This window comes from Streptomyces sp. NPDC056169, assembly GCF_042268445.1.
GTDB lineage: Bacteria > Actinomycetota > Actinomycetes > Streptomycetales > Streptomycetaceae > Streptomyces.
Map to the genome: position 1 here is coordinate 15,271 of NZ_JBHJUO010000037.1, position 21,777 is coordinate 37,047.

Below are 21,777 nucleotides of genomic sequence, written 5' to 3' on the forward strand. Positions count from 1 at the left end.
GCACCCAAAACAGACGCACCTCAACAGACGCACCTCAACAGACGCACCTCAACAGGCGCGCCTCGAAGCGGCGCACCTCGAACAGCCTCAGCGCACCTCGACGAAGTCCCCCGCACGCCGTGCCGGCCGCGCGCCCGGCGCCACCGCCGCGTGCCCGATCGCCACCGCGCCCATCGGGTCCCAGCCCTCCGGCAGCCCGAGGACCTCCCGTACGACGTCCCGGCAGAACATCGTCGAGGACACCCACGCCGAGCCCAGCCGCTCACCCGCGAGCGCCACCAGGAAGTTCTGTACGCCCGCGCCCGCCGCGACCACGAACATCTCGCGCTCGGCGGCGTCCCGCCGCGGATCGCCGTAGTGGTGGGCGCCGTCCATCACGAGGCAGGGCACGGCCAGATAGGGCGCGTTGCGCAGGACGTCCCCGCGCCGCACCCGCTTGGCCACCGATTCCTCGGACTTCCCGTCCCGCCGCAGGTCAGCGATCCACGCGTCCCGCATCGCGTCGAGCAGCCGCACCCGCGACTCCGGCGACTCCAGCAGGACGAACCGCCAGGGCGTGGTGTGGTGCGGGGCCGGCGCCGTCACGGCCGCGGCGACCGCACGCCGTACCGCGCCCGGGTCGACCGGCTCGTCGGTGAACTCCCGTACGGTCCGCCGCAGCGTCACCGCCTCCCGTACGGCCTCCGACGTCCCGAGCCGGAACATGTCGTCGGCGGCGCCGCGCACGAGCGCCCGCGCCCCCGGCTCCTCGTCCCCGGCCACCACGTGCGGCAGGCCCCGGACGACGGCGACCGGCAGCCCGCTCGCCTTGCCCTTCACCAGGTCGCCGGCGGCGGCGAGTTCGTCGGCGGTGGCGACCACGGTCGCGCTCAGCGGATTGCCGTGTGCGTCGGTCCCGCCGCGCAGGTCGTCGAGGACCCGCACCCCCGCCGCGCCGATCGCGACGTCGGTGAGGCCACTGCGCCAGGGCCGCCCGAAGGTGTCCGTGACGACGACGCCGACGTCGACGCCGAGCGCATCGCGCAGTCCCGAACGGATGCGCCGCGCCGAGGCGTCGGGATCCTCCGGTAGCAACAGCACCGTCCCGGACGGGGTGTTGGAGGCGTCGACCCCGGCGGCGGCCATGACGAGCCCCTGCCGGTTCTCGACGATCCGCAGGGTGCCGCGCCGCGCCACCACCCGTACCGTCTCGGCGTCTATCGCCTCCTCGCGGTCGTCGGCGGCGATCACCCGCCCCTCGGCCTTGCTCACGATCTTGGAGGTGACGAGGAGGACGTCACCGTCGACGAGCTCGGGCGAGGGCGAGGCGGAGGCGATGAGCTTGGCCAGGTCGTCCCCGGCCGTCACCTCGGGCAGCCCGCCCAGGGCCCACACACGGTACGAAGGGGGGCCGGCGGTCACCCGCGGACCTCCTCGGCGAGCGCCAGCGCCTCACGCGCCATCGCGGCCGTCGCCTCCACGTCGGTCATCATCAGCGGCACCGCCCGGCAGCGGATGCCCGCCGCCTCGACGTCCGCCACGGCGCCCGCGTCCACGGTGTCCACCAGCCAGCCGTCGACGAGTTCGGAGCCGTAGTGCAGGGCGACCGCCGTCGCCGTGGCCTCCACGCCGACCGCCGCGAGCACCTTGTCGGCCATGCCGCGCACGGGCGCGTCGCCGACGATGGGGGAGAGGCCCACGACCGGCGTCCCGGCGGCGCCGGCCGCGACGATCGCGTCGCGGATCCCGGGCACGGCCAGGATCGTCCCGACGCTCACCACGGGGTTGGACGGCGGGAAGAGGATGACGTCCGCCTCGGCGATCGCGTCCAGGACGCCCGGGGCGGGCTTCGCCGCCTCCGCGCCGACCGGCACGACGGCCTTCGCGTCCACGGAGGCGCGCAGCTTCACCCAGTACTCCTGGAAGTGCACGGCCCGCTGCTCGCCGTCGACCTCGATCGCGACGTGCGTCTCGACGCGGTCGTCGGACATGGGGAGCAGTCGTACGCCGGGCTGCCAGCGGTCGCACAGCGCCTCGGTGACGGCGCTCAGCGGGAAGCCCGCGCCGAGCATCTGCGTCCGGACGATGTGGGTCGCGAAGTCCCGGTCGCCGAGGCCGAACCACTCGGGTCCGACGCCGTACGCCGCGAGTTCCTCCTTGACCGTGAAGGACTCGTCGAGCCGGCCCCAGCCCTGTTCCTCGTTGATGCCACCGCCGAGGGTGTACATCACCGTGTCCAGGTCGGGGCAGACCTTCAGCCCGAAGAGATGGATGTCGTCACCGGTGTTGCCGACGACCGTGATGTCCGCGTCCGGCGCGGCCTGCTTGAGGCCGCGAAGGAAGCGGGCACCACCGATGCCACCGGCCAGAACCACAATGCGCATGTCCGGCAGTCTCTCAGGCGACGACGGTGCTCGGGGCGGCCGGGGCGCACTGGCCCTGGACCGACTCGTGCATCGGCATGTCCGTCAGGCCGGGGAAGTAGACGTGCAGGCTGACGGCCGGTTCGAGGGAGTCGTTGACGACCTCGTGGACGTATCCCGGCGCGAACACGCGCTGCGCGCCGCCGTCGAGCGTCCGCACGCCCCTGTCCGTGCGCTCCGTCAACTCGCCCTCCAGGACGGTCAGGACGCCGGAGGAGAGGCCGTGGTCGTGGAGTCCGCTGCCCTGGCCCGGGATCCAGGAGAGCAGCCACACCTCGTAGCCGGGGCCGGTGCGCAGCCGGTGGTACCAGCGGGTGGTGGCGTCGTACTCGACGTACGGGGCCCACTGGGAGCGGTCGTCGGCGATGGAGCGCGCGAGGCCGGCGAACTCGGCCACGGTGACGGGGTGGGCGCGCTCGGGCTGGAGGAGGTGCGGGACCTCGAGGATGTCGCCGGCGATCTGAAGGTCGCTGTCCATGTTCATGGGTGGGGAGGTTCCTCAGCAGAAACAGAAGCGGTGGGGGTCACGAAGAGCGGTGACGCGAATGGCGCGAAGTGACGAGTGACGCGAAGTGACGCTGGGTGACGCTGGGGGGAAGAAGCTGGAGCTCTGGGGCATCAACAGCTGGAACAACAACAGCGACAGCTGACCCGGACAGCGCGGCGGAACCCACGGGCGTGGGTCGCGGCGGTCGCAGTGGTCGCTGGCATGCCACCAAAGGTGGCGGGAGGAGGACCCGACTGTCAACTCAATGCCCGATTTGGCGGTAATGTTTCACCTCATCCGGTTACAGTGCGCGGAGAAAGGTTTGTTCACGCGCGGACCAGGAGAGATGGCGCATCAACCGTGCCCGTAAACATGGCGGCGCCCGCGCGGCGAGCCCCGGCTCGTTCGTCACTCTCCGTGATCGTCGTGTGATCCGGATCGCTTCCATGGCTGGATCGCAACAAGATCCAAGTTTCGGACGTCTCTCCTTGCAGGGGCTCGTGCGGTAGGGCCAGGCCGGTGGCATGTGTCACGTTTTTTGGTGATTTGAACACTTTCCGCATAGGCTTGGTTCCGCAGAGTGAATACGGGGCCCAATAGCAGATCTCGGCTTGACTCGCACAAAGCACGAACTTGTAATTTCACTCGTGTCGTTCGGCCGGGTTCGGCAACGGCCACATCACGGGGACGTACAGAACAGACGAGGGGCGCACATGACCGAGTTGTTCCAGGAACTGCTGGTCGAGGACGCGGACGAGGAACTCGGCTGGCAGGAGCGCGCGCTGTGCGCCCAGACCGATCCCGAGTCCTTCTTCCCCGAGAAGGGCGGCTCGACCCGCGAGGCCAAGAAGGTCTGCCTCGCCTGTGAGGTGCGTTCCGAATGCCTCGAATACGCCCTCCAGAACGACGAGCGGTTCGGCATCTGGGGCGGTCTCTCCGAGCGCGAGCGACGCCGCCTGAAGAAGGCCGCGGTCTGAGCCGCGGACCGAGAACCACCCGGCCCCGGCCTCCGGCCGCACCACCCCCGCCGAAGCCCGCCGGCCCCGCGCGCGGAAAGCGCGCACACCAGGACATGACGAACGGTCCGCCCCCTGTGCTCTGTCCACAGGCGGCGGACCGTTCTGCGTTCGGCCCCTCGCACAGCCGTTAGTGTGGGCCTCCGTCCGAGACGCACCCCACGCCCCCCGCGGGCGACCCCGGCCGGAGGGCCCGTAGCTCGATGTCCTCAACTCCTGAGTTTCCGCGACACGTCGTCACCGCCGTGCTCGTCACCCACGACGGTGCCCGCTGGCTGCCGGACGCCCTCGCCGGGCTGCTCGCCCAGGAACGCCCCGTGCAGAACGTGGTCGCCGCCGACACCGGCAGCGCCGACGACTCGGCGCGGCTCGTCGCCGACGCCATCGGCGCCGACCGCGTCCTGCACCTCGCGCGCCGCACCGGCTTCGGCACCGCCGTCGAGGAGGCCGCCCGCACGGCGCCCGTCCTGGGGCCCGAGGAGCTGTCGTACCTGAAGCGCCCGAGCGGCTGGGACCCCGTCAGCCGGACGTGGAACGACGACGCCTACGAGCTCCCCGAACTCCCGCACGGCGAACCGGTCCAGTGGCTCTGGCTCCTCCACGACGACTGCGCCCCCGAGCCCGGCGCCCTCGCCGAACTCCTGCGCGTCGCCGACTCCGACGCGTACGCCGCCGTCATCGGCCCCAAGCTGCGCGGCTGGTACGACCGCAAGCAGCTCCTCGAAGTCGGCGTCTCCATCGCCCACAGCGGCCGCCGCTGGACCGGACTCGACCGGCGCGAGCAGGACCAGGGCCAGCACGACCAGGTCCGCTCCGTCCTCTCCGTCTCCACCGCCGGCATGCTCGTCCGCCGCGACGTCTTCGAGGAGCTCGGCGGCTTCGACCGCCGCCTGCCCCTCATGCGCGACGACGTCGACCTGTGCTGGCGCGCCCACTCCGCCGGCCACCGCGTCCTCGTCGCCCCCGACGCCGTCCTCCGGCACGCAGAGGCGTCCGCCCGCGAGCGCCGCACCGTCGACTGCGCAGGCCGCACCGCCGCCAGCCCGCACCGCGTCGACAAGGCCGGCGCCGTCTACGCGCTCCTCTCCAACACCCCGGGCAGGGCCCTCCCGTACGTCCTCGTACGCCTCGTGCTCAGCACCCTGGTCCGCACCCTCGCCTCGCTCGTCGGCAAGGTCCCCGGCCAGGCCGTCGACGAGGTCACGGGCCTCCTCGCGACCCTCCTGCGGCCCGAGAAGATCCTCGCGGCCCGCAAGCGGCGCAAGAACCCGGCCGTCGCGGCGAGCGAGCTCCGCCCGCTCTTCCCGCCGCCCGGCGCCACCGTCCGCGCCGCCGTCGAACAGCTCGCAGCCAACGTCGGCGGAGCAGAGGCCGACTCCGGCGGCTCCCGCCACGGCGTCGTCGAGTCCGGACCGGGCGGCGACGACGCCGACTACCTGGAGATCGAGCAGTTCGCCCGGCTCAAGAAGATCGCCCGCAAGCCCGGGCCCGTCCTCTTCGGCCTGCTGCTCCTCATCTCCCTCGTCGCCTGCCGCAACCTCTTCGCGGGCGGCTCGCTGGCGGGCGGCGCCCTGCTGCCCGCCCCCGACACCGTCTCCGACCTCTGGTCGCGGTACGCCGACGCCTGGCACGCCCTCGGCACGGGCGGCACCCAGACCGCCCCGCCCTACCTCGCCGTCCTGGCCGCGCTCTCCGCGCTCTTCCTCGGCTCCACGTCCACGGCGCTGACCCTGCTGCTCGTCTGCTCGGTCCCGCTGGCGGGCTTCACCGCGTACTTCGCGGCCCGCCCGATCGTCGAGTCCCGGCTCCTGCGCGCGTGGGGCGCCGTCGCGTACGCGTTCCTGCCCGCCGCCACCGGCGCCCTCGCCACCGGCCGGCTCGGCACAGCGGTCCTCGCGATCCTGCTCCCGCTGATCGCCCGCGCCGCCGTCGCCGCCCACGGCTTCAACAGGCCCGACCGCGGCAGCTGGCGCGCCACCTGGGCCTACGCCTTCCTGCTCACCTTCGCGACGGCGTTCACCCCGATCGTGTGGCCCATCGCCGTCCTCCTCGGCCTCGGCGTCCTCGTCATCCACCGCTCCGACATCACGGCGTACGGGCTCCGCTTCCTCGCCGCCGTCGGCACCCCGGTCCTCGCCCTTGCGCCCTGGTCGCTCTCCCTGCTCACCGACCCCGCCGCCTTCCTGCGCGAGGCCGGTCTCGACATCCGTACGGGCACGGCCACCGCGCTCGACCTGCTCGGCACGAGCCCGGGCGGGCCCGGCACCACCGGCGGCCTCCTCCTGATCGGCCTCGTCCTCGCGGGCCTGGCCGGGCTCCTGCGCGAGGAGCGCAGGTCCGCCGTCCTCGCCGCCTGGGCCGCCGCCCTCACCGGCCTCCTCTTCGCCGTCCTCTCCAACGGCGCGGACGGCACCGGCTGGGCCGGCCCCGCCACCCTCGTCTACGGCGCCGCCCTCATCGCCGCCGGCATGATCGGCGCCGAGGGCGGCCGCACCCGCGTCGCCGCCCACGGCTTCGGCTGGCGCCAGCCCGTCGCCGCCCTCATCGCCCTCGCCTGCGCCGTCGGCCCCGCCGTCGCCGCCGTGGGCTGGATGATCGCCGGCGCCGACGGCCCGCTGACCCGGCGCGACCCGGTCCAGGTCCCGGCCTTCGTCGCCGAGGAGAGCGGCACCCGCGACCAGCCCCGCACCCTCGTCCTCGGCGGCACCTCGCCCGGCGAGGTCACGTACACCCTGGTCCGCGGCTCCGGCGCCCGCCTCGGCGACGGCGAACTCTCCGCGGCCGCCGAGACCGACGCCCGCCTCGACGGGGTCGTCGCCCACCTCGTCGCCGGCTCCGGCGCCGACCAGACCCAGGAACTCAGCGGCTACGCGATCCGCTACGTCCTCGTACGGGACGGGGCACCGCGCCAGATGGGCCGCGTCCTCGACGCGACCCCCGGCCTCAGCCGCCTCAGCCAGCTCGACGGCAGCGCGCTCTGGCGCGTGGACCGCGAGATCGCCCGGATCATGATCGTCCCGCCGACCGCGAAGACCGGCGACGCGGCGAAGACCGATGACACGGCGAAGACCGGTGGCACGTCGACAACCGGTGGCACGTCGACGACCGGGGACACGGCTGCGACCGGCGACCCGGCGAAGCCGGTCGCCGTCGCCGCGGGCCCCGTCGAGGCGCACACCGAGATCCCGGCCGGCCCCGCGGGCCGCGTCCTGCGCGTCGCCGACCGCGCCGACGAGGGCTGGACCGCCACCCTCGACGGCAAGGAGCTGACGAGGACCACCGTCGACGGCTGGTCCCAGGGCTTCGAGCTCCCCGCCCAGGGTGGCCGCCTCGACCTCACGTACGACCAGCCCCTCACCCACACCGTGTGGATCTGGACGCAGGTCGGCCTCGCCGTCGTCCTGCTCGTCCTCGCCCTGCCGGGCCGCCGTCGCGAGATCGACGACGACCTGCCCGAGGAGGAGCTCGCGATCCCCGCCCAGGCGACCGACGGCGACGGCCGCCGCGCGCGCCGGCTCCGCGCCGCCGCGGAGGCGGAGGCCGCCGAGACCGGGGCGCCGGACCAGGAGCAGGGGCACGACCAGGTCCCCGCCCCCGCTCCCGTCCCCGTCCCGATCCCGGAGCAGCAGGCGTACGAGCCCCAGGACCAGGCATGGGACGGCGGCGGGTACGACCCGGCCTACGCCGAGACCGCCCAGCCCGCGCAGAACGGCGCTCAGGAACAGCAGCAGGCCCACGACCCCGCGCAGGCCCAGCCCTACGCGGACCAGGGCTACTACCAGGAGTACGCGGCGGACCCGTACCAGCAGCAGCCGTACGCGTACCCCCAGCAGGGCTACGAGCAGCAGCCGCAGCAGGCCCAGCAGTATGCGGACCAGGGCTACGAGCAGCAGCAGTACGACCCGCAGGCGCAGTACGACCAGCAGCAGCCGCAGCCGCCGCAGCAGTACGACCCGTACGCCTACGGCTACGAGTACCCCCAGGGTCACGAGACCGAGCAGCGTCCCGACGGGAGCAGCAACCAGTGAAGCGCACGACCCTCTCCCTGATCGCGGTCGCCACGGCCCTCGCCGCCGTCACCGGCTTCGCCACCCTGACCACTCCGGACGGCACCGCCGCCCCCGCGGCCAAGGCCCCCACCCGGCTGCCCGTGCAGCGCGCGGGCCTGGTCTGCCCGGCCCCGAGCACCTCCGAGGTGGCCGAGACCGTCTACACCTCGTACACCCCGGCGGGGACGGCGGGCGCGGCCGCGCCCGGCACGCCCACCAAGGCGGAGCAGCCCACGGCCCAGCTGCGGACGGCGGCGAGCGGGGCGACCCGCGGCGGCGCCTCCGGCGGCGGCAAGAAGAAGGCCAAGGCCCCGAAGGCCCCCGCCACCGTCACCGCCCCCGGCAAGCCCGTGACCGCCGACGCGAACGGTGGCTCCGCGCCCGCCCTCACCGGCTCGGCGACCGGCACCCTGGCCCCCGGCTGGACCGTCCAGCAGACCACCGCCGTCACGGCCGGCGGCGCCCGCGGCCTCCTCGGTCTCACCTGCGGCGCCCCCGACACCGACTTCTGGTTCCCGGCGGCCTCCACCGCCAAGGAGCGCCAGGACTACGTCCACCTCACCAACCCGGACGACACGGTCGCCGTCGCCGACATCGAGCTGTACGGCCCCGAGGGCGCCCTCAAGTCCCAGTTCACCGAGGGCATCCCGGTCCCGCCCCGCTCCACGGTCCCGGTCCTCCTCTCCACCCTCACCGGCGAGGCCGCCCAGCGGGACGTCACCGTCCACGTCACCACCCGCAGCGGACGCGTCGGCGCCGCCATCGGCGCGGCCGACGACAAGCTCGGCAGCGACTGGCTCGCCGCCGCGGCCGACCCGGCGAGCAGCGCCGTGCTCCCCGGCATCCCGGCCGACGCCACCTCCGTACGGCTCGTGGCCTTCGTCCCCGGCGACGACGACGCCGACCTCAAGATCCAGCTGGCCACCCCGACCGGCACGATCGTCCCCGCGGGCGCCGGCTCCGGCACCCTGCACGTCAAGTCCGGGATGACGGCATCCGTCGACCTGCCGGGCCTCACCCGGGGCCAGGTGGGCTCCCTCCTGCTCACCCCGAGCGACCCGAAGAAGCCGACCCCGGTGGTGGCCGCCCTCCAGATCGTCCGCGGCAAGGGCGAGAACACCGAGATCGCCTTCATCCCGGCGACCGCGCCGATCTCCGCCCGCGCGACGGTCGCCGACAACCGCGCCAAGGTCTCGACGCTCGCCCTCACGGCGACGGGCACCGACGCCCAGGTCAAGGTCACGGCCTCGGCGGGCTCACGCGGGGGTTCGCCGGTGACGAAGACGGTCACCGTCAAGGCGGGGACGACGGCGACCGTGGCCGACCTGGCGCCCCAGGGCCTCAAGGGCGCCTACGCGCTGACCGTGGAACCGGTCTCGGGCGGCAAGGTGTACGCGGCGCGGACGCTGGCCGTCCCGGAGGACGGCGTGCCGATGTTCACGGTCCAGACCCTCGTCGACGACCGGGGCACGGTCGAGGTCCCGTCGGCCCGCCAGGACCTCCAGGTCCTCGGCGACTGAGTCCTCGGCGACTGAGCGGGGCGGGGAAGCCGCCCCGTAAGGGTGGACCTGCCGAGAGCAACCCGTCTCCCCACTCAGGGAGACGGGCAGTCGGTCCGGGGCGGTCAGTCCTGCCCGTACCGCGGATCGACCGACTCGGGGGAGAGCCCGAGGAGCTCGGCCACCTGCTCCACGACCACCTCGTGGACGAGGAGCGCGCGCTCGTCGCGGCTCTTCGAGCGGATCTCGACCGGCCGCCGGTAGACGACGACCCGGGCCGGCTCGCCCTTCTCGGCGGGCGCCGAACCGCCCAGCGGCACCGTCTCGCCCGGCACGGGCGGCGGCACCTCCATGACGAGGAACTCGATGTCCGCCAGCTGCGGCCAGTGGCGTTCGAGGCGCTCCACCGAGTCGAGCACCAGATCGCGGAAGGTGTCGGCCCGGCTCGTCGAGAGCGGCACCTGAGGCGGGGCGACCGGCCCCCGCATCCCGCGCCCGTGACGGTCGCGGCGGCGGACCCGAGGCTCCGCCGGGGGCTCCGTGGAGGGGTGCGAGGGGTTCGGCGGCACAGGACTGTCCATCACTGACGCAGCGTAACCCTCCTCGGTGTTTCCGCACCGTGGCGGATCCTCGCCACGTTCCCGCGCGCCCCCACCCCCACTGTCGAAACCTGAACATTCCGGCCAACCGCGCGCATGATTCCGTAGCGTGTCGCGATCGGCCATCTGGCCGTGGTTGACCGGATTTGTATCCCCGACTGTCCGGATCGGCTCCTGCCCCCACCGCCGTACGCCCCCTCCCGCGCAGGTCAGCACCGCCGCGACACGAGGGCGGGTGGCGGAGGTCACAGCGCGACACGGGCGAGTGACCTGAGGGAGAGTCGTCGCGGCCCGGTCAAGAGTGCGGTACCGTCCAACGTCGTGAGCCCTGTACGTCGCTGTTCGCGCACCGCGTGCGGCCGCCCTGCCGTCGCGACACTGACGTACGTCTATGCCGACTCGACTGCGGTCCTCGGCCCGCTCGCCACCTATGCCGAGCCCCACTGCTACGACCTGTGCGCCGAGCACAGCGAGCGCCTCACCGCGCCGCGCGGCTGGGAGGTCGTGCGGCTCACCGACCCTTCCGCCCCGGCCCGCCCCAGCGGCGACGACCTCGAAGCCCTGGCCAACGCGGTACGGGAGGCGGCCCGTCCCCACGAGCGCACGGCCGAGGCCGGCGGCAAGGGCGGCGGAGGCCGCGGCGGAGACCCCATGGAGGTCGGCCGCCGAGGGCACCTCAGGGTGCTCCGCTCTCCCGACAACTGACCGCGAAACCGGCCACCGTCCGCGTACCCCCCATCCGCTCCGGGTAGTTTTGGCGTTCCTACACGCGCCGCACACGCGTGCCGAGAACTCAGGAGGGTGGATCCGTGACTGTCGACCTGTCGCAGATCGTGAAGGCGTACGACGTCCGCGGAGTGGTACCCGACCAGTGGGACGAGCAGCTCGCGGAGCTCTTCGGCGCCGCCTTCGTACGGGTGACGGACGCGGACGCGATCGTCGTCGGCCACGACATGCGGCCCTCGTCGCCCGGCCTCTCGGCCGCCTTCGCGCGAGGCGCGGCCCGCCTCGGCGTCGACGTCACCCTCATCGGGCTCTGCTCCACCGACCAGCTGTACTTCGCCTCGGGCAGCCTCGGCCTGCCGGGCGCGATGTTCACGGCCTCCCACAACCCGGCCCAGTACAACGGCATCAAGATGTGCCGTGCGGGCGCCGCCCCGGTCGGCCAGGACACCGGCCTCTCCGACATCCGCGCCCTCGCCGAGGAGTGGACGGAGACCGGCGCCCCGGAGGCCGCCGCCACCCCCGGCACGATCACCGAGCGCGAGACCCTCGACGACTACGCCGCCCACCTCAAGGGCCTGGTCGACCTCACCGGGATCCGTCCCCTGAAGGTCGTCGTCGACGCGGGCAACGGCATGGGCGGCCACACGGTCCCCACGGTCTTCGAGGGCCTCCCGCTCGACACCGTCCCCATGTACTTCGAGCTCGACGGCACCTTCCCGAACCACGAGGCCAACCCCCTCGACCCGAAGAACATCGTCGACCTCCAGGCCCGCGTCCTCGCCGAGGGCGCCGACCTCGGCCTCGCCTTCGACGGCGACGCCGACCGCTGCTTCGTCGTCGACGAGCGCGGCGAGCCGGTCTCCCCCTCCGCGATCACGGCCCTCGTCGCCGCCCGCGAGCTCGCCAAGAACCCCGGCGGAACGATCATCCACAACCTGATCACCTCCTGGTCCGTGCCCGAGGTCGTCCGCGAGAACGGCGGCGCCCCCGTCCGCACCCGCGTCGGCCACTCCTTCATCAAGGAGGAGATGGCGAAGACCGGCGCCATCTTCGGCGGCGAGCACTCGGCGCACTACTACTTCAAGGACTTCTGGAACGCGGACACGGGCATGCTCGCCGCCCTCCACGTCCTCGCGGCCCTCGGCGGCCAGGAGGGCACCCTGTCCGACCTGGTCTCCGCCTACGACCGCTACGCCTCCTCCGGCGAGATCAACTCCACGGTCGCCGACCAGGCGGCCAGCACGGCGAAGGTCAGGGCGACGTACGAGGGCGGCGACGGCGTCACCCTCGACGAACTCGACGGCCTCACCATCACCACCGCCGACTGGTGGTTCAACCTCCGCGCCTCCAACACCGAGCCGCTGCTCCGCCTCAACGTCGAGGCCCGCGACGAGGCCACCATGACCAAGATCCGCGACGAGGTCCTGGCCCTGGTCCGCGCGACCGGCTGACACCACCCCGCCGGGGGTACGGAAGGACCGGCCGCCGAGCCGCGTCCCCCGTCCCCCGGCGGTAGGCTGACCTGGCCCGAAGGGCAGCACCACCACCGTTTGTTCGAAGGGACACCCCATGCCGCTCGAAGCCGGCCTCCTGGAGATCCTGGCCTGCCCCGCGTGCCACGCTCCGCTGAACGACCGCACGGCGGACGAGACCCCCGAACTGGTCTGCACCGGCACGGACTGCGGCCTCGCGTACCCGGTCCGCGACGGCATCCCCGTCCTCCTCACCGACGAGGCCCGCCGCCCGGCCTGACCCACCGGTGCTCCCCGCCCCGAGCCCCCTGACACCCGGCCCCGGACCCCACCGGACACCCCCGGCCCCGGGCCGCGCGACGACGCCTCCGAGCACGATCCACCGCACGGTGCCGTCCGCACCGGCGGCGGGGCGCCGCGCACCGTCACCGGGCGAAGGACGCACCCCGACGCCGCCCGGCCGAGGCCGCCCCGAGGCCGCGACGACCCTCCCGCACCCACGTGGGGCGGCGCGGCCGGGCGCGCGTCGTGGCACCCCAGGCGGCCGTGCCCACGGGGCCACTGCCCCGGGGCGCCACGAGGCACGGCCCGCCCCGCCCCACCCGGGCCCGCCCACCACCCCGGACCGCCTCGCGACCGCCCCGCGGCACAACGCCCCGCAGCCGCAGCCGCAGCCGCAGCCGCGTGCCCAGCCCGGCCGCCGTGCCACGACCGGCGCCGGCGCCGACGGCGATGGGCAGCCCGACCCACAGGCCCCCACACCGGCCCACGGGCCCGCATCCCACCTGCCGCCCCCGGAGGGCTCGCCGCCGACGGCGGGCACCACCCACGGGAGCACCCGCACCGCTGCCATCCCACACGGACAGGTGGTGCGGGTGGGAACAGAAGAAGCCCCGCCGCAAGCAGGGCACACCACCACCCCCCGCCCACCGACACCCCGCACCCACCCGGGAGGCACCGCCACATGCTCGACGAGACCCTCCTCGACGCACCGGACGCCCTCGCCCTGGCCGACCGCCGCGGCCTCCTCCGCGCCGCCGCCGAAGCAGGCGCCCGGGTACGGACGGCCGCCCGCCACGCCACCGAGGCAGGCATCGCCGACCTGCGCCCCGAGGGCCGACCCCGCGCCGTCCTCGTCGCGGGCCCCGGCACCGCCGCCGCAGGCGTCGCGGACCTGATCGGCGCGCTCGCCGGAGCCTCCGCCCCCGTCGTACGGCTCCAGCCGACCGGCGTCGCCCCCGCGGCGGGCGCCCTGCGCTGGGCCCTGCCCGGCTGGGCGGGCTCGGTGGACCTGCTCCTGCTGCCCACCACCGACGGCTCCGAACCCGGCCTCGCACTCCTCGCCGAGCAGGCGTACCGCCGCGGCATCACGGTCGCCGCCGTCGCCCCCAAGGCCTCCCCGCTCGCCGAGTCGGTCAGCGGCTCGCACGGCCTGTTCGTCCCGATGGCCACCGCCCCGAACGAGTCGCCCGACGAGTACGCGGAGAGCCTCGCGGCGAGCCCCGGCGCCCTGTGGGCCCTGTTCACCCCGCTGCTCGCCCTCCTCGACCGCGTCGGTCTCGTCGACGCGCCGCCGGAGGCCCTGGAGAAGGTCGCGGACCGCCTCGACCGGACGGCCGAACGCTGCGGCCCGGCCATCGCCACGTACAGCAACCCGGCCAAGACGCTGGCGGCCGAACTGGCCGACTCGCTCCCCCTGATCTGGACCGAGGGCAACGCCGCGGGCCCCGCGGGCCGCCGCTTCGCGAGCGTCCTGGCCGAACTCGCGGGCCTGCCCGCGCTCGCCGCGGAACTCCCCGAGGCCCTGCCCGCGCACGGCGTGCTGCTCGCAGGCGACTACGCGGCGGGTGCGGACCCCGACGACTTCTTCCGCGACAGGGTCGAGGAGTCACAGGCCCTGCGCGCCCGGGTCGTCCTGCTGCGCGACCGGCCGGCCGACGGCCTGACCGCGGCCCCGGCGGCACGGGAGCTGGCCCTCGGCCACGAGACGGCCATCAGCGAACTGGAACCGGAGGAGGGCGGCGACCTGGAGACCCTGGCCGAACTGCTCGCCGTGACCGACTTCGCCGCGGTCTACCTCGCCCTGGCCACCCCGGGCCGCCCGGACCACGGCCACTGACCGCTCCACCCTCCCCGCCAGCCCCCCCTCCGACCCCCCACCCCCCTCTCAACCACCCCCACACCCACCGCGTCCATCACTCCGTCACCACCCGGCCCCCCGCCCCTTCACCCACCCGTCACCCGCCCCCTGTCACCTGTCACCCGACACCCCTCACCATCCGTCACCACCCCGAGGAGCTGGCAGGCATCATGGACCGCCTCGTCAACACCGTCCGTCCCTACGCCTGGGGATCCCCGACGGCCATCCCCGAACTCCTCGGCGTCGCCCCGACCGGCGAACCCCAGGCCGAGATGTGGATGGGCGCCCACCCCGGCGCCCCCTCCCGCACCGAGCGAGGCCCGCTCGACGTGCTCGTCGCCGCCGACCCCGTACGCGAACTGGGCGAGCCCGCCGTCGCGAAGTTCGGCCCGCGCCTCCCCTTCCTGCTCAAGGTGCTCGCCGCCGGAGCCCCGCTCTCCCTCCAGGTCCACCCCGACCTGGCCCAGGCCCGAGCCGGCTTCGCAGCCGAGGAGGCCGCCGGCATCCCCGTCGACGCCCCGCACCGCACGTACAAGGACGCGAACCACAAGCCCGAGCTGATCTGCGCCCTCACCCCCTTCGAGGGACTGTGCGGCTTCCGTGCCCCGGCCGAGGCCGCCGACCTCATCGCCGCCCTCGGCGTCGACTCCCTCAAGCCGTACGTGGACCTCCTCCACGCCCACCCGGAAGAGGCGGCGCTCCGCGAGGTCCTGACGGCCCTGCTGACGGCCGACCCCGACGAGATGGCGCACACCGTGGCCGAGGCGGCGGCCGCCGCCGACCGCCTGGGCGGCGCCCACGCCCCGTTCGCGTTCCTCGCCCACCACTACCCGAGCGACCCCGGCGTCATCGCCGCCATGCTGCTCAACCACGTCCTGCTCCAGCCGGGCGAGGCTCTCTACCTGGGCGCGGGCGTGCCGCACGCCTACCTCGACGGCATGGGCGTCGAGATCATGGCCAACTCCGACAACGTCCTGCGCTGCGGCCTCACCCCCAAGCACGTCGACGTCCCCGAACTCCTGCGGGTCGTCCGCTTCGAGCCCAACGACCCGGGCGTCCTGCGCCCCGAGGCCTCCCCCTCGGGGGAGGAGGTCTACGACACCCCGATCGACGAGTTCCGCCTCTCCCGTTTCGTACGGGCGGAGGGCGCCGCCCCGACCGACGTCACCGCCTCCACGCCGCAGATCCTGCTCGCCGTCGCGGGCCGCCCGAAGGCCGGCGAGGTCACCCTCGCCCCCGGGGAGTCCGTCTTCGTGCCGGCGGGGGAGCGCGCCGAACTGTCCGGTACGGGGACGGTCTTCCGCGCGACCGTCGTGGCCTGATGCGACAATGACCGGCCGAACCGCGGCGACAGAGCCGGAGCATCGACGAAGGGACCCCGTACACCCATGAGCGCGTCAGGCGGAACCAAGGCGATCGTGGCGGCACTCGCCGCCAACCTCGCGATCGCCGTAGCCAAGTTCGTGGCGTTCCTCTTCAGTGGGTCGTCGTCGATGCTCGCGGAGAGCGTGCACTCGCTCGCCGACTCCGGCAACCAGGGCCTGCTGCTCCTCGGCGGCAAGAAGGCGCAGCGCGAAGCGACCCCGCAGCACCCCTTCGGCTACGGCCGCGAGCGCTACATCTACGCCTTCCTCGTCTCGATCGTGCTCTTCTCCGTCGGTGGCATGTTCGCCATCTACGAGGGCTACGAGAAGATCAAGCACCCGCACCCCATCGAGGCCTGGTACTGGCCGGTCGGCGTCCTGATCTTCGCGATCATCGCCGAGTCCTTCTCGTTCCGTACGGCCATCAAGGAGTCGAACGAGATCCGCGGCGGCCTCTCCTGGACGGAGTTCGTCCGCCGGGCGAAGGCCCCCGAGCTCCCCGTCGTCCTCCTGGAGGACCTCGGCGCCCTCGTCGGTCTGGTGCTCGCCCTCGCCGGCGTCGGCCTCGCCCTCGGCACCGGCAACGGCGTCTGGGACGGCATCGGCACCCTCTGCATCGGCATCCTGCTCATCCTGATCGCGCTCGTGCTCGCCGCCGAGACCAAGTCGCTGCTCCTCGGCGAGTCCGCCGGCATCGACGACGTCAAGAAGATCGAGGCGGCCGTCGTCGACGACGACACCGTCACCCGCCTCATCCACATGCGGACGCTGCACCTCGGCCCCGAGGAGCTGCTCGTCGCGGCCAAGGTCGCCGTCCGCCACGACGACACGGCGACCGAGGTGGCGAACGCCATCAACGCCGCGGAGGAGCGCATCCGCGCGGCCGTCCCGATCGCCCGGGTGATCTACCTGGAGCCGGACATCTACAGCGAGACCGCGGCCTCGGCCGGTGCGAACCCGGCCAAGGCGCCGGGCGGCTCCGCCCACTGACCCACCCGGCGAGGCCACCGGCCCGCCGCCACCGGGCCCCCGCGACCTCCAGGTCGCGGGGGCCTCGTGCACGCGCACGACGCATCGAGTGGATCAAGCCAGAACGGGCCGCGACTGGCCGGAACCGACGAGAACCGGCCCGAACTCCTCCCGATGCGGACTGTGGGCGGCCGCACCGATCGGTGTAGATTCGAGATCAGCCAGACGTCGCTGCTGATGGCGGTCGGGCGGTCCAGCGGACCGGCCGAGGGAGAGAGGGCCTCCGACGACGGCACCGTGGAACCCCCCGGGCATTCGTGTGCCCAGGGCCCTGCCGTGGTGCCCAGGTGCCAACCGACCCTCGCACTCCCACCATCACGAGGAGCAGCACAGTCATGACGACTGCCGCCCATCAGGACTTCAAGGTCGCCGACCTCTCCCTGGCCGTCTTCGGCCGCAAGGAGATCACCCTCGCCGAGCACGAGATGCCCGGTCTGATGTCGATCCGCCGCGAGTACGCCGAGCAGCAGCCGCTGGCCGGCGCCCGCGTCACCGGCTCCCTGCACATGACCGTGCAGACCGCCGTCCTCATCGAGACGCTCGTCGCGCTCGGCGCCGAGGTCCGCTGGGCCTCCTGCAACATCTTCTCCACCCAGGACCACGCCGCCGCGGCCATCGCCGTCGGCCCGAACGGCACCCCGGAGAACCCCCAGGGCGTCCCGGTCTTCGCCTGGAAGGGCGAGACCCTGGAGGAGTACTGGTGGTGCACCGAGCAGGCCCTCACCTGGCCGAACACGCCCACCGGCGGCCCGAACATGATCCTCGACGACGGTGGTGACGCCACCCTCCTCGTCCACAAGGGCGTCGAGTTCGAGAAGGCCGGCTCCGCCCCGGACCCGTCCACCGCGGACAGCGAGGAATACGGCCACATCCTCCGTCTCCTCAACCGCACCCTCGGCGAGAGCCCGCAGAAGTGGACCCAGCTGGCGTCCGAGATCCGCGGCGTGACCGAGGAGACCACGACGGGCGTCCACCGCCTGTACGAGATGCACCGCGAGGGCCAGCTCCTCTTCCCCGCGATCAACGTGAACGACGCCGTGACGAAGTCGAAGTTCGACAACAAGTACGGCTGCCGCCACTCCCTCATCGACGGCATCAACCGCGCCACCGACGTCCTCATCGGCGGCAAGACCGCCGTCGTCTGCGGCTACGGCGACGTCGGCAAGGGCTGCGCCGAGTCCCTCCGCGGCCAGGGCGCGCGCGTCATCATCACCGAGATCGACCCGATCTGCGCGCTCCAGGCGGCCATGGACGGCTACCAGGTCACGACCCTCGCGGACGTCGTCGAGACCGCCGACATCTTCATCACCACGACCGGCAACAAGGACATCATCATGGCCGCCGACATGGCCAAGATGAAGCACCAGGCCATCGTCGGCAACATCGGCCACTTCGACAACGAGATCGACATGGCCGGCCTCGCCAACACCCCCGGCGTCGTCAAGGACGAGGTCAAGCCGCAGGTCCACACCTGGACCTACCCGGACGGCAAGGTCCTGATCGTCCTCTCCGAGGGCCGCCTGCTGAACCTCGGCAACGCGACCGGGCACCCCTCCTTCGTCATGTCGAACTCCTTCGCGGACCAGACGCTGGCCCAGATCGAGCTCTTCACGAAGCCGGCGGAGTACCCGACCGACGTCTACACGCTGCCGAAGCACCTGGACGAGAAGGTCGCCCGTCTCCACCTCGCCGCCCTCGGCGTCAAGCTGACGACCCTCCGCCCGGAGCAGGCCGCCTACATCGGCGTCCAGGTCGACGGTCCCTTCAAGCCGGACCACTACCGCTACTGATGACCCGGCCGGCGGCACCCGCGCACTGACGCGACGCAGCCCCGGACACCCGTAGAGGAATCAGGCAGGCCCCCCGCACCCCCGTGTCGGGGGGCCTGCCCCGTCCCGCCCCCGCTACCGACCCCGGAAGCGCCCCCTCCCGAGGACCGACCCATGCCCCGCGGCCGCTATTCGCTCCATGACCCGCACGACCACACCCCCCTCGGTGAAGAACACTTCCACTGCGCCCCCGGCCCCTCCGGCTGGCGCTACGTCTCCCAGACCGTCACCCCCTCCGGCGACCACCTCGGCTCCGTCGACCTGGCCGTCGACGAACTCGGCCGCCCCATCCGCCTCGAACTCAACGCCGCGAGCTGGCAGGTCCGCGGCGCGGCCATCGACGGCGTCACCTGGGTCCGCACGGACCCCACCGGAACCCACGCCACCGAAGGCAATGTGCGCGCCCACGCCTTCACCGGCACGTCCCCGGCATTCCTCGTCGCGATCACGCGACTCCTGCGCCTCACCCCCGATTCCCCCGAGACCCGCCTCAGGCTCGTCGCCTTCACGGATCCGGTCCTCGCCCCCCTCACGGTCGACCAGTCCTGGGCCCTGCTGAAAAGTGAAGCGCACGCCACTGACAACGGCCCGCTGATCGTCGACGAGTACCAGGTCAGCACCCTGGACACGGGGGAGCGGCACACCGTCCACATCGCCGGCGACGTGGTCCTCGCCGCCCCCGGCATCGAACTCGAAGGCCTCGAAACCCCGCCCTCGGTCTTCCCCTGACCGTCAGGCGGGCGGAGCGAACCCGGTGACCCGAGTCCCACCCTCCTCCGCCACCCCACCGGCAGCAGGAGCAACGGGCGGCACGAAGGCCGGAGCGACGACAGGAGCGACGACCGGAACACCCGGCAGGCCCTCCGGCGCCGGAGCGAACGCCCGCCGCGCGTCCCGCGCCTGCCGCTCGGCGACCACCCCCGCCAGATACGCGTCGGCCGGTACTCCCGGCGGCGGAGGCGCCCCGGTCCGCGTCACCAGCTCGTCGGCCAGCCGCTCGGCGAGCCGCCGCCCCACGAAGGGGTCCAGCTCACGCGCCCGCGTCAGGTACTGACGTATCTCCAGCCACAGGCTCTCCGGCACCGCCGACAGATCGAGCCCGCCGAACCGCCCCACCAGCCACGGCGGCGGAGGCGGCACGACCAGGGCCCGCGCGGCGGGCACGCGTTCCCGGACGACCAGCGTCCCCGCGAACACGTCACCGACCCGCCGCCCCCGCTCGGACACGAGCGAGGCGATACAGGCGACGACCCCGAAGGTCATCAGGATCTCCACGACCCCCATCGCACCCCGCACCAGCGCGTGCCGGAACCGGATCGGCCCCCCGTCGTCCCGCACGACCCGCAGCCCGCACGCCATCTTCCCCAGCGACCGCCCGTGCGACAGCGTCTCCACCGCGATCGGCGCCCCCACGAGCACCAGCAGGAACGAAGCGATCGACACTGCCGTCGCCGCGGCGTCGTCCAAGGACGCCGTCGCCAGCGCGAGCCCGATCGTGATCAGCAGATAGACGGTCCACACGACGACGAGGTCGATGAGCACCGCCAGAGCCCGGCTCGGCAGCCGCGCGGGCTGCAACCCCAGGACGACGGCGTCCCCCGTCACCACCCCACTCACGGCGCCCACCTCTCTCCGACTCTCCGAACGCCAGTCTGCCAAGCTGACCCGCAGCGCGCCGCAGTAGTACGGACCTGTCCGCAGCAAGTGCCTGGAGCAGCAGCCGATCATGGACCTCGACGTCTACGTCACCGCCCACAGGGCCGAGTGGGAACGCCTGGACCACCTCCTGCGCAGGAGCGGCAGACTCACCGGCGCCGAAGCCGACGAACTCGTCTCCCTCTACCAGCGCACGGCGACGCACCTCTCCCTCATCCAGTCCACCGCCCCGGACCCCCAGCTCACGGCCCGCCTGACCCAGCTCGTGGCCCGCGCCCGCGCCACCGTCACCGGCACCCGCCGCTCCTCCTGGCGCGACGCCACCCGCTTCCTCACCGCCGGCTTCCCCGCGGCCGTCTACCGCTCCCGCCACTGGTGGATCCCCACAGCGGTCCTCTCCACCCTGCTGGCCGTCCTGATCGGCTGGTGGATCGGTACGCACCCGGAAGTCCAGGCCTCGATCGGCGCCCCCACCGAACTCCGCGAGATGACCCGCCCCGGCGGCCAGTACGAGACCTACTACTCCAGCCACCCGGCGGCGTCCTTCGCCGCCCAGGTCTGGACGAACAACGCCCAGGCCGCGGCCATGTGCCTGGTCCTCGGCGCGTTCCTGGGCATCCCGGTCCTGGGAATCCTCTTCCTCAACATGCTGAACCTCGGCGTCGGCATCGGCCTCATGTCCGCAGCCGGCCGCCTCGACGTCTTCCTGGGGCTGGTCCTTCCCCACGGCCTGCTCGAACTGACGGCGGTCTTCGTCGCCGCCGGTACGGGCCTCCGCCTCGGCTGGACAGTCATCGACCCGGGCCCCACGACCCGCCGCGCAGCCCTCGCGGAGCAAGGACGCGCGGCCGTCGGCATGGCGATCGGCCTGGCCCTCGTCCTCTTCGTCTCGGGCCTGATCGAAGGCTTCGTCACCCCCTCCGACCTGCCGACCTGGGCCCGCATCACCATCGGCATCGCCGCTGAGCTGGCCTTTCTGACCTACGTCTACGTGCTGGGCGGCCGCGCCTCCCGAGCCGGCGCCACGGGCGACCTCGAGGAACCCGACCGCAGCGCCGCCCTCCCCACCGCGGCCTGATGTGCAGACGACCCCGCTGACCTGCTAGCCTCCTCCGGTGCCCACAAAAGCCGTTGACACGGTGGCCGTGGGGAGGTAGATTCAAACGGTTGCCTGGAACTGGACAGTTCGGCAGCAATCAAGTAGAGTCAAACTCACTCCGGTCAGGAATTCTTTCCACGGAGTCATTCCGATTCTCATCCGAATCACGAAAGCCACCGATTAGGTCGGCCGAAATGAATCTGATAAAGTCGGAGCAGCCGAAAGGCCCCCGGAGTGAAAACGAAAGGGACCGGAAAGCACCGAGGAAATCGGATCGAAAAGATCTGATAGAGTCGGAAACGCAAGAACACGAAGTACCGAAGGGAAGCCCGGAGGAAAGCCCGAGAGGGTGAGTACAAAGGAAGCGTCCGTTCCTTGAGAACTCAACAGCGTGCCAAAAATCAACGCCA

Annotated in this window: 17 protein-coding genes; 12 read left to right on the forward strand and 5 right to left on the reverse strand. The window is 73.0% G+C overall.

Annotated features, from left to right (window positions below):
• Positions 1-87: 87 nt before the first annotated feature.
• Genes ACFC0G_RS38290 through ACFC0G_RS38300 form a run of 3 tightly spaced genes read right to left on the reverse strand, consistent with a single transcriptional unit; the run spans position 88 to position 2,886 of the window.
• Positions 88-1,401: a coenzyme F420-0:L-glutamate ligase gene (locus ACFC0G_RS38290; protein ID WP_376413266.1), complete on the reverse strand. Its 1,314-nt coding sequence runs from the start codon at positions 1,399-1,401 to the stop codon at positions 88-90.
• Entirely contained in the window at positions 1,398-2,363 is a 966-nt protein-coding gene (gene cofD, locus ACFC0G_RS38295; RefSeq protein WP_376413268.1) for a 2-phospho-L-lactate transferase, read from the reverse strand. The genes ACFC0G_RS38290 and cofD overlap by 4 nt, the downstream gene beginning before the upstream one ends.
• A 13-nt stretch (positions 2,364-2,376) precedes the next feature.
• Entirely contained in the window at positions 2,377-2,886 is a 510-nt protein-coding gene (locus tag ACFC0G_RS38300) for a cysteine dioxygenase family protein (RefSeq protein WP_376413270.1), read from the reverse strand.
• A gap of 716 nt (positions 2,887-3,602) precedes the next feature.
• On the opposite strand from ACFC0G_RS38300, the gene ACFC0G_RS38305 reads away from it, so the two are divergent.
• The 3 genes from ACFC0G_RS38305 (at position 3,603) to ACFC0G_RS38315 (ending at position 9,474) form a co-directional block, all read left to right on the forward strand.
• Positions 3,603-3,866: a WhiB family transcriptional regulator gene (locus ACFC0G_RS38305; protein ID WP_015033978.1), complete on the forward strand. Its 264-nt coding sequence runs from the start codon at positions 3,603-3,605 to the stop codon at positions 3,864-3,866.
• A 242-nt stretch (positions 3,867-4,108) separates the two neighbouring features.
• Positions 4,109-7,933, forward strand: a complete 3,825-nt coding sequence (locus tag ACFC0G_RS38310; RefSeq protein WP_376413271.1) for a glycosyltransferase family 2 protein — start codon at positions 4,109-4,111, stop codon at positions 7,931-7,933.
• A complete protein-coding gene (locus ACFC0G_RS38315) occupies positions 7,930-9,474 on the forward strand; it encodes a DUF5719 family protein (protein ID WP_376413273.1) in 1,545 nt (514 codons plus the stop codon). Before ACFC0G_RS38310 ends, ACFC0G_RS38315 begins: the two co-directional genes overlap by 4 nt.
• A gap of 104 nt (positions 9,475-9,578) precedes the next feature.
• Here the strand turns inward: ACFC0G_RS38315 and ACFC0G_RS38320 are convergent, their stop codons facing one another.
• Positions 9,579-10,034, reverse strand: a complete 456-nt coding sequence (locus tag ACFC0G_RS38320) for a metallopeptidase family protein (RefSeq protein ID WP_376413275.1) — start codon at positions 10,032-10,034, stop codon at positions 9,579-9,581.
• A 288-nt stretch (positions 10,035-10,322) separates the two neighbouring features.
• Here ACFC0G_RS38320 and ACFC0G_RS38325 point away from each other — a divergent pair, with 288 nt between their 5' ends.
• The 8 genes from ACFC0G_RS38325 (at position 10,323) to ACFC0G_RS38360 (ending at position 19,341) form a co-directional block, all read left to right on the forward strand.
• Complete coding sequence (locus ACFC0G_RS38325; protein ID WP_376413295.1) at positions 10,323-10,757, forward strand: DUF3499 domain-containing protein; 435 nt, start codon at positions 10,323-10,325, stop codon at positions 10,755-10,757.
• 104 nt (positions 10,758-10,861) lie between these two features.
• Positions 10,862-12,229: a phosphomannomutase/phosphoglucomutase gene (locus ACFC0G_RS38330; protein ID WP_376413277.1), complete on the forward strand. Its 1,368-nt coding sequence runs from the start codon at positions 10,862-10,864 to the stop codon at positions 12,227-12,229.
• 118 nt (positions 12,230-12,347) lie between these two features.
• Positions 12,348-12,530, forward strand: a complete 183-nt coding sequence (locus tag ACFC0G_RS38335; protein WP_030221689.1) for a Trm112 family protein — start codon at positions 12,348-12,350, stop codon at positions 12,528-12,530.
• A gap of 684 nt (positions 12,531-13,214) precedes the next feature.
• Positions 13,215-14,369, forward strand: a complete 1,155-nt coding sequence (locus ACFC0G_RS38340; RefSeq protein ID WP_376413279.1) for an SIS domain-containing protein — start codon at positions 13,215-13,217, stop codon at positions 14,367-14,369.
• A gap of 191 nt (positions 14,370-14,560) precedes the next feature.
• Positions 14,561-15,712, forward strand: coding sequence for a mannose-6-phosphate isomerase, class I (gene manA, locus ACFC0G_RS38345; protein WP_376413281.1), 1,152 nt, complete (start codon positions 14,561-14,563; stop codon positions 15,710-15,712).
• 66 nt (positions 15,713-15,778) lie between these two features.
• Positions 15,779-16,744 (forward strand): cation diffusion facilitator family transporter, encoded by a 966-nt coding sequence (locus tag ACFC0G_RS38350; protein WP_376413283.1) that lies wholly within the window; start codon positions 15,779-15,781, stop codon positions 16,742-16,744.
• A 374-nt stretch (positions 16,745-17,118) separates the two neighbouring features.
• Positions 17,119-18,573, forward strand: coding sequence for an adenosylhomocysteinase (ahcY, locus tag ACFC0G_RS38355; protein WP_376413285.1), 1,455 nt, complete (start codon positions 17,119-17,121; stop codon positions 18,571-18,573).
• Positions 18,574-18,726: 153 nt separating this feature from the next.
• Positions 18,727-19,341, forward strand: coding sequence for a hypothetical protein (locus tag ACFC0G_RS38360; protein WP_376413287.1), 615 nt, complete (start codon positions 18,727-18,729; stop codon positions 19,339-19,341).
• Positions 19,342-19,344: 3 nt separating this feature from the next.
• Here ACFC0G_RS38360 and ACFC0G_RS38365 read toward each other — a convergent pair whose 3' ends face one another.
• Complete coding sequence (locus ACFC0G_RS38365) at positions 19,345-20,229, reverse strand: RDD family protein (protein ID WP_376413289.1); 885 nt, start codon at positions 20,227-20,229, stop codon at positions 19,345-19,347.
• Positions 20,230-20,338: 109 nt separating this feature from the next.
• Between ACFC0G_RS38365 and ACFC0G_RS38370 the strand changes: the two genes are divergently transcribed.
• Complete coding sequence (locus ACFC0G_RS38370) at positions 20,339-21,346, forward strand: stage II sporulation protein M (protein ID WP_376413291.1); 1,008 nt, start codon at positions 20,339-20,341, stop codon at positions 21,344-21,346.
• The last annotated feature ends 431 nt before the right edge of the window (positions 21,347-21,777 follow it).

Bases quoted from the DNA above. Each gene is read 5' to 3' on its own strand.
- cofD (WP_376413268.1), bottom strand. From the start codon at position 2,363: ATGCGCATTGTGGTTCTGGCCGGTGGCATCGGTGGTGCCCGCTTCCTT.
- ACFC0G_RS38300 (WP_376413270.1), bottom strand. From the start codon at position 2,886: ATGAACATGGACAGCGACCTTCAGATCGCCGGCGACATCCTCGAGGTC.
- ACFC0G_RS38305 (WP_015033978.1), top strand. From the start codon at position 3,603: ATGACCGAGTTGTTCCAGGAACTGCTGGTCGAGGACGCGGACGAGGAA.
- ACFC0G_RS38310 (WP_376413271.1), top strand. From the start codon at position 4,109: ATGTCCTCAACTCCTGAGTTTCCGCGACACGTCGTCACCGCCGTGCTC.
- ACFC0G_RS38320 (WP_376413275.1), bottom strand. From the start codon at position 10,034: ATGGACAGTCCTGTGCCGCCGAACCCCTCGCACCCCTCCACGGAGCCC.
- ACFC0G_RS38335 (WP_030221689.1), top strand. From the start codon at position 12,348: ATGCCGCTCGAAGCCGGCCTCCTGGAGATCCTGGCCTGCCCCGCGTGC.
- ACFC0G_RS38340 (WP_376413279.1), top strand. From the start codon at position 13,215: ATGCTCGACGAGACCCTCCTCGACGCACCGGACGCCCTCGCCCTGGCC.
- manA (WP_376413281.1), top strand. From the start codon at position 14,561: ATGGACCGCCTCGTCAACACCGTCCGTCCCTACGCCTGGGGATCCCCG.
- ACFC0G_RS38350 (WP_376413283.1), top strand. From the start codon at position 15,779: ATGAGCGCGTCAGGCGGAACCAAGGCGATCGTGGCGGCACTCGCCGCC.
- ahcY (WP_376413285.1), top strand. From the start codon at position 17,119: ATGACGACTGCCGCCCATCAGGACTTCAAGGTCGCCGACCTCTCCCTG.
- ACFC0G_RS38360 (WP_376413287.1), top strand. From the start codon at position 18,727: ATGCCCCGCGGCCGCTATTCGCTCCATGACCCGCACGACCACACCCCC.
- ACFC0G_RS38370 (WP_376413291.1), top strand. From the start codon at position 20,339: ATGGACCTCGACGTCTACGTCACCGCCCACAGGGCCGAGTGGGAACGC.